This window comes from Nodosilinea sp. LEGE 06152 (genome assembly GCF_015207525.1).
In the GTDB taxonomy this organism is placed as follows: domain Bacteria; phylum Cyanobacteriota; class Cyanobacteriia; order Phormidesmidales; family Phormidesmidaceae; genus Nodosilinea.
On the sequence record NZ_JADEWR010000010.1, the window covers coordinates 225,150 to 232,996 of the forward strand.

At 53.1% G+C, this 7,847-nt stretch carries 3 protein-coding genes; all 3 read left to right on the plus strand.

What is annotated here, in order from left to right:
• Positions 1-4 precede the first annotated feature (4 nt).
• The 3 genes from IQ265_RS15490 to IQ265_RS15500 all read left to right on the plus strand — a co-directional run bounded on the left by IQ265_RS15490 (position 5) and on the right by IQ265_RS15500 (position 7,743).
• Positions 5-3,046: a filamentous hemagglutinin N-terminal domain-containing protein gene (locus tag IQ265_RS15490; RefSeq protein ID WP_194055133.1), complete on the plus strand. Its 3,042-nt coding sequence runs from the start codon at positions 5-7 to the stop codon at positions 3,044-3,046.
• Positions 3,030-5,534 (plus strand): CHAT domain-containing tetratricopeptide repeat protein, encoded by a 2,505-nt coding sequence (locus tag IQ265_RS15495; protein WP_194055135.1) that lies wholly within the window; start codon positions 3,030-3,032, stop codon positions 5,532-5,534. Before IQ265_RS15490 ends, IQ265_RS15495 begins: the two co-directional genes overlap by 17 nt.
• 124 nt (positions 5,535-5,658) lie before the next feature.
• On the plus strand, positions 5,659-7,743 hold the full coding sequence (locus tag IQ265_RS15500) for a caspase family protein (RefSeq protein ID WP_194055137.1): 2,085 nt from the start codon (positions 5,659-5,661) through the stop codon (positions 7,741-7,743).
• The last annotated feature ends 104 nt before the right edge of the window (positions 7,744-7,847 follow it).

Consider the following 7,847-nt stretch of genomic DNA (forward strand, 5'->3'; position numbering starts at 1 on the left):
ATCTATGACTCGTCCAAATGCCTCTTTGATTCAACAGCTGATTAGGTTTTCTAGCCGTCATTCTGTCGCCATAACGGCGCTGGCGTTGGCAAGCATCGCGGCGGGGCAAGCGGCTCCTGTTGAGGCAAGTATTGAGCAATCAACCACTAGCGACGGCATTATGCCCCAGGTCAGCCCGCAAACGGTGTCAACAGCGGGCAGGATATCAGCAACAGCTACCAGTCCTACTATCTCAGCGGCACCGCAGTTTAGCGGCTCTAGAGAATCAGAGGTGCTGTTAGCTCAGTCTATTGAGGCGGCGGCAGATGGGACGGGCAGCGTGGTCACGCAAACGGGTAACACGTTTGATATTACTGGTGGTACTCAAACGGGTGCCAATCTTTTTCATAGCTTTGAACAGCTAGGTCTCGATGCTGGGCAGGTAGCGAACTTTCTTTCTAATCCTGCTATTCAAAATATCTTGGGTCGAGTTGTTGGCGGTGACCCGTCAGTCATTAATGGTCTGCTTCAGGTGACAGGAGGCAACTCTAACCTGTTTCTCATGAACCCAGCAGGGATTGTGTTTGGCCCTAATGCTCAGGTGATTGTGCCAGGTGCGTTTACGGCTACAACTGCAAGTGCAATTCAGCTCAGTGATTACTGGTTCAACGCTCTGGGGACTGATGACTACGCCAATCTGGTAGCTGCACCCAGCGGATTTGCTTTTGCCAATAGTTCACCAGGCACAGTGATTAATGCAGGAAACCTAAGCGGAGAAAGCGTAACCTTGCTAGGCGGCTTTGTTGTGAACACGGGAACGATTGATGCCCCCGGAGGGAAAATCACGATTGCCTCAGTTCCCGGTGAAAATTTAGTACGCATTACCCAGGAAGGAAGTTTACTGAGCTTAGAGCTTCCTGTCGAAGTTCAGGATAATTTGAACAACGAAGTACAGGCTCTAAACACGATAGAAATTCCAGAACTGCTCTCAAGCGCCAGTGCACCGCAAAATTTAGGATTAGTTGTTGACAATGGCGTAGTTAGATTAGCCATTACGAACACTATTTTGCCTACGGAAGCGGGCACTACAATTGCGTCAGGCACGCTAGACGCATCGGATGCGGCCCCTGGCGGTACGGGTGGCACCATTGATGTGTTAGGAAATCGTGTTGCCCTGCTGGATGCCACCTTACAAGCTTCTGGCAGCGCTGGGGGCGGTACTGTGCGAGTAGGCGGCGACTATCGTGGGCAGGGGACGGTGCCCAATGCTGAGCAGACGTATGTTGGTGCGGGTTCAACTATTGCGGCAGATGCGTTGGCAGAAGGCGATGGGGGACGCGTCATTGTTTGGGCAGACGACGCTACCAGGTTTTATGGCGCTATTAGTGCCGGGGGTGGTGTTGCCTCCGGCGATGGTGGTTTTGCTGAGGTCTCTGGGCATGAAACTTTAGTGTATGATGGCACCGCAAATATGAGTGCTGCTAACGGTGCAGCAGGTACTTTATTGCTTGATCCAAGAAATATCAGAATTGCAGATGAGCCAAGTACTAGTGGGGTAGATAGTCAATTACCCGATATTTTTGCGAATGATTCATTAGGAAATGACATTACCGTACGCGCTACTACACTGACTAGCCAACCTGGAAATATCATTCTTGAAGCGACCAATGACATTACTGTTGATAATGGCCTGTCACTAGCCTTTTCAGCTTGCAGCAGCCCTTCTTGTTCTATTTGGTTTCGGGCGGATGCAGACGGGAACGGAATGGGTTCTTTCCGTATGGATAGAACTCAGTCAATTACTACGCCAGGTAGAAGCTTGACGATTTCCGGGGCTGCTGTCACGGCTGGAAACCTCTCTAATGCAGATAATTTTGGAGATTCAATTCGGATCTCTTCTAACTCAACAATTTCAGTAGGAGACATTAATTCTAATGGAACAATTGGTTTATATGCAAGAGGCAGTATCAAGACTGAGTCCATTACTAATGGAGGTGGCGACGGCGTTTTCATAGAATCTCAGGAGGGGGATATTCAAGTTTCTGCGATCAGTTCAGGGCCCGGAGTTATTGTAATTGATGCAGAAGGGCTTTTTCAAGCTACGGGAGAGATAGAACGTTTTGATTTGCAAGGCTCTGCTCCTCCACCGACACTCGACCTAGATTTGCCCGAAAATGCTGATGTCAAGTCATTTTTGATGAGCCAAAACCTATTAAAAAGTAATGGCGAAATAAATGAGGAATTTGTGAGTCCCTCTGGGCATGTATTTATTGATAGCAACAACAGGTTCATCGCAAGACCTCCGAATGATATTACTCCACAAGGTTCTACAAAAGTTCTTTTAATCAGCACTGAGCCAGGTTCTCAAAGGAGGTTCGTTTTCAATGATACTTCTGGTATACCTGTTAGTATAGTTGCGACTGATAACCCGAACGCAAGGATTCAAATTACCCATTCAGGGCGGGCTGTTGAATTGGATCCTGCCAGTGTTCAAGGATTAACCTCTCAAAATTCTGAGAACATAGAATCTAGAACTAGAATTTCAATACAAGGTAACGGAGAAGGTCAGTTTGTCATTGGCCCTAGTGTTGCCAGGAGGCAAAATTCTGGAAATAATAGCTTTGCATTTCGAACTGATTTACCTCTTTTTGAAATTTTTAACGCTGAACCAGTAATTGCGATTCGAGTTCAAGACTACTCTCCGCTGGTTTTTAGATCTAACCGTTTTCCTGAAACTGTAAGTGGAAGTGCAGGAATGATACTTGTACGAGATCTTGATACTAGAATAGGGGCAGCAGTATTAGGAATAGAATATGAACCGCCTCAGGTGCCTCGTGATAATAGTATCAACCCTGAGATTTCTCTGACTAGGAACTCAGCTCTTTTAGCCTCTTCTGATAGCTTAGATAACCCTGAGGAAGAAGATAGTGAAAATGAAGATGATGTCTGTGAGATATTTGACTCTAATGAGGTATTGTCTGTAGAGGAAGTAGCTCCAGAAGAATGTCAGGCTTCAACGGCTCCTGAAACACCATCAGTTGGGGCTCAAGATGAAGAGACTCCTTAAGTTTGTTAGGTGCGATCGCCTTCCGCTAGCGATCGCCCTGCTCCCAGCCTTTCTGTCTGTGACCGTTGCTAACCCTCCAGCAATAGCCACGATTCCCACCCTCTCTCAATCGCCGCCTGCCCCACGACTTGCCCAAGTCAACCCAGACCAGCTTTATCAGCAGGGCTGGGATGCCTATCAAAACCAGAACTTTGAACAGGCAGTTGGACTGTGGCAGCAGTCTCTAGACCAATACCAGGCTGCCCAAAACTCAACTGGAGCCAGAACCGCCCGTGAAGCCTTGGGAGCGGTTTATCTCAAGCTGCGGCAGTACGACCAGGTGATTGCCCATCTTCGCCCCCTCTTAGATGTCCCTGCTGAAGACACCAACTGGCAGGGGCAAGCTGCCGCCTGGAGCAATCTGGCTCTGGCACACCGAATGACCGGCAACTATGTCGAAGCTTTGTCAGTACAGCAGCAAGTGCTCAGCCTGCGCCGTACCCACCAAGACGCCCTTGGCGAAGCCGAAGCCTTAATCAACCTGGGGCAAATCTATCAAGTCTTGGGCAACTACGTCACCGCCGATGCTAATTACCAGCAAAGCCTGAACTTGATTAGAGGTATACAAAACCGTCCAGCAGAATCAATTCTTCTCGCCAGCTTAGGGGCGCTCAATGCAGACCAGGGTAACTACGCTGAGGCCTTGGGCTACTACCAGGATAGTCAGGCGATTGCCACCTCCCTCAACGATTTGCGTGGCCAGGCTTACGCCCTGACAAACTTAGGGGCAACCTACTTCAGCTATCAGCGCAACTACGAGGCCGCCCTCCAGCACTGGAGCCAGGCGCTATCTCTGGCCGAGCAAATCCCCGATCTGTGGCTAGCCGCCAAAAATGCCTCTCATCTGGGCTTAGCCCACGAAAAACTCCAGCAGTTTGAAACGGCCCTGGGCTTTCATAATCGCAGCAGTGAACTGTTTCAACAGGTCGGTTCTAAACCAGATATAGCGATGACCCTTAATAACAAAGCCCACACCCTTTTGGAGTGGGGCAAAGCCCTAAGAACCAGCGGCGCACCGACTGATGCGACAGCCAGGTTTCAGCAGGCAGCCACAGACCTCAATGCCGCGATTGCCCTACTAGACTCCATTCGCAGTACCCTCAGTACTGACGCTGAGCAAGTTTCGGTCTTTGACACCCAAGCTATGACCTATAACCTGCTTCAGCAGGTACTGGTTGAGCAAGACCAAGAGGAAGCTGCTCTCCAAGCCTCGGAACAGGGGCGATCGCGCGCCTTCACTACCCTGCTGACTGAAAAGCAGCAACTAGATCCAGAGGCCATTTCTCTGAATCAGCTTCAATCGATCGCCCGCCGCCAAAAGGCTACGCTGGTGGAATATTCTCTGGTTCCCGACAACGAGTTTGTCCATCAGGGCAAGCTGCGAGGCACCACCGCTGAAATCTATATTTGGGTTGTCCAGCCCAATGGCACCGTTCACTTCCGCCGCAGCCCCATCGATCCTCAGCATCGGCTCGAAGATTTGGTTAAAACCGCCCACAGTGCGATCGGCCAGCGCAGCCGAGGGGGGTTTGTAACTGCCGAAGTCATCCCCTCAGAAGCTACAGAGAACTTGAAAGTTCTGCATCAGCTGCTGATCGCTCCCATCCAAGATCTGCTACCTGCAACACCTGAAGATCAAGTAGTGTTTGTTCCTCAGGGTGATCTGTTTTTAGTACCGTTTCCGGCCCTGATCGACAGCAGCGGAAACTACCTAATTCAGCACCACACTGTGCTGAGTGCTCCTTCCATTCAGGTCTTAGCTCTGACTCAACAGCAAGAAAACAGGATGAGGCGCGATCGCTCCCTCACGGCAGAAGACATGCTTATCGTCGGGAACCCGATTATGCCAGAGGTGTGGGATGCCCAATCTGGACAGACAAAGCCGCTTTCGCCGCTAGCTGGTGCTCACCAGGAGGCCACCCGCATTGCCAGCTTCTTTAATACCCAGGCCTTGACCGGAGCCGATGCCTTGGAGGGCACTGTCAAGCAGCGAGCAGGCACCGCCCGCCTCATCCATCTGGCTACTCACGGGCTGCTGGAATATGGCAATCCCCAAAATTCTGGGGTAAGCGACGTGCCGGGCGCGATCGCCCTCACCCCTGATAGCGACGAAGATGGCCTGCTTACCTCAGCTGAGATTCTGAACCTCGACTTAAATGCCGAATTAGTCGTTCTTAGCGCCTGTGATACTGGTCTGGGCGACATTACCGGTGATGGGGTGATTGGCCTCTCCCGTTCTTTGATTGCAGCCGGTGTCTCTAGCGTCGTCGTCTCCCTATGGTCGGTGCCCGATGCTCCTACGGCAGACCTTATGACCGAGTTTTATCGCCAGATACAGCAGGGCCAAGACAAGGCCCAAGCACTTCGCCAGGCCATGCTTACCACCATGGCAACCCACCCCAACCCTACCGATTGGGCAGCATTCACTCTGATTGGTGCAGCGGAGTAGCATTACATTTCCTTGAATCACCCGGTCGGGTAATGGGCTGATACCAGCGGAAAGTGCTTAAATTTAGGCACTTTTGCTCTGAATAAGACTTAGAAGTTGGTTTGTTATTTCTCAGGTCGTTACGATGACTCGCATCAATCGCCGTTATTTTCTACAAGCGGCCGCTGGGGCGCTCGGGGCTATTGGCCTCAGCCAGTTTGGGCTTGAACGTCGCGCTGTCCAATACGGACAAGCCCTAGCCCAGAGTACCCCTCGGAAAGTGGCTCTGCTGGTGGGCATTAACGACTACCCGGCCCGCGAACGCCTCTATGGCCCCGTCATAGATGTAGAGCTGCAAAAGCAGTTGCTCATCCACCGCTTTGGCTTTCACCCCAGCGATGTGCACACCCTCACCAACCAGCAGGCCACCCGCCAGGGCATTCTCGACGCCTTTGACGAGTATTTGATCAAGCCCGTCAGCGCTGGTGATGTAGCGGTATTTCACTATTCGGGCCACGGCGGCCAGGTGCAGGAATACGAGCGGATGCGATCGCTGCTGGATGCCGCCAACCGCGACTGCATTGACGCCAGCTGTCAAAACACCACCCTCGTCCCCATCGACTACAGCAGTCGGGGAGACGCTGTAGTCGATGATATTATGGGCCATACCCTGCTGCTGCTGCGATCGCTGGTGCCCACCGAAAATCTGACGTTTGTGCTCGACTGCTGCTACGCAGGCGGCGGCAAGCGAGGCAACGTGGTGATGCGATCGCGCCAGACTGAGCTGGAAGTTGCCAACGGCAACGCGCCTCTAATTACAACGTTAGAAGATGACTACCAACAGCAGTTGCTCAATCGCCTTGGGTGGAATTTTGAGAGATTTGTTGAAGCAATTAACTCCCCAGTTAGCAACGGCTTTGTCGTCACCTCGTCGCGGGCCAGCCAGCAGTCCGCCGACTACGCCTTCGATGGGTTCACAGCGGGAGCATTTACCTATCTGCTGACTCAGCATCTCTGGCAAAATAGCCAGCCGCTCTCGCTTACCCTACCAGCGGTAGCCAGCAGCACCACCAGCCTGTCGCGCTACAGCCAAATTCCAGAGTACGACCCTCAAGACATCCCTCGGGTTAGGGAAACCCCGGTTTACCATCTGCAGCCGGTATCCCCCCCCGCCGAGGCCATTCTGCTAGAGGCGACGGGTAGTAAAGCCGATGGTCAGGTGCAGTTGTGGCTGGGCGGCCTCGACCCAATCAGCTTGGAATCGTTTGACAGCAACGCCGAATTCACCCAGATCGATCAGACGGGCAATGCCCTTGGCACAATTAAACTTCTGAGTCGCAACGGCCTGCTTGCCACGGGGGAGTGGATTGAGCGCCAAACCTCCCGCAGTGGGGCTGCGCCCAGCCCCCTGCTACAGGAGCGCGTTCGCGGCATTCCTGAGGTGATCACCTTGCGGGTGGGGCTCGACGCCACCTTAAATGAGGCCGAAAAGGCGATCGCCCAAGAGCTGTTGCAAGGCTTCGGCGCAATCGAGTGGACCGGGGTAAATGTGCAGACCACCAATCCACCTCACGTGCTGCTGGGGCGCTACACAGATACCATTGACCAGCGCATGGCACTGAGCGGTGTCTCGCGGCTGCCAGCAGTGGGTAGCGTCGGGCTGTTCTCCGCCACTCAGGAACCACTGCTGCTGAACTCGTTTGGTGCCCCCAGCGAAACCGTTGAGGCAGCGCTGAGCCGACGGCTCAAAGCCCCGCTGACCAGCCTGCTGATTGGTCGTATGCTGGCCCTGATGGTGAACCAAAATGCCTCGCAGCTCAAAGTTAGCCTTGCCATTGAGCACGGCAGTTCGCGCAGTAGCACCGCCACTCGTGGCGGCAGCGACGACGCCATTCTTATTCCCCAGCAGACCGACCAGGGCATTGAGGTAATTCCCGTCGATGACCTTATTACAATTCGGGCCACCAACAGCGAGCTCACCGACCTTCACATCGGCCTGCTGGTGATTGATGCCGCTGGGGAGGTCAACGTGTTGTTTCCGCCCGCCAGCGATGACGCCAATGCCGATATTGTGCGGGCAGGTCGTTCGCTGTCGCTGCCGCGGCTTAGGGCCGCAGAGCCCTACGGCATTACCCAGGTGCTGGTGATGGCCAGCGCTCAACCGTTGCAGAGTGCCCTTAGAACCCTGCGGCGAATTGCGCCAGCGGTGCGGGGCAACCCCAGGGAGTGAAAGAAAAACAGCCCCAGGGCGAGGGCAAAGGCGAGGACAAATTTGATGCTGGCCCAGTTTTTGCGGGCGGGGCCACGGGTAGACAGAACGTTTTCTAGCGCCTG

Bases quoted from the DNA above. Each gene is read 5' to 3' on its own strand.
- IQ265_RS15495 (WP_194055135.1), top strand. From the start codon at position 3,030: ATGAAGAGACTCCTTAAGTTTGTTAGGTGCGATCGCCTTCCGCTAGCG.
- IQ265_RS15500 (WP_194055137.1), top strand. From the start codon at position 5,659: ATGACTCGCATCAATCGCCGTTATTTTCTACAAGCGGCCGCTGGGGCG.
- IQ265_RS15490 (WP_194055133.1), top strand. From the start codon at position 5: ATGACTCGTCCAAATGCCTCTTTGATTCAACAGCTGATTAGGTTTTCT.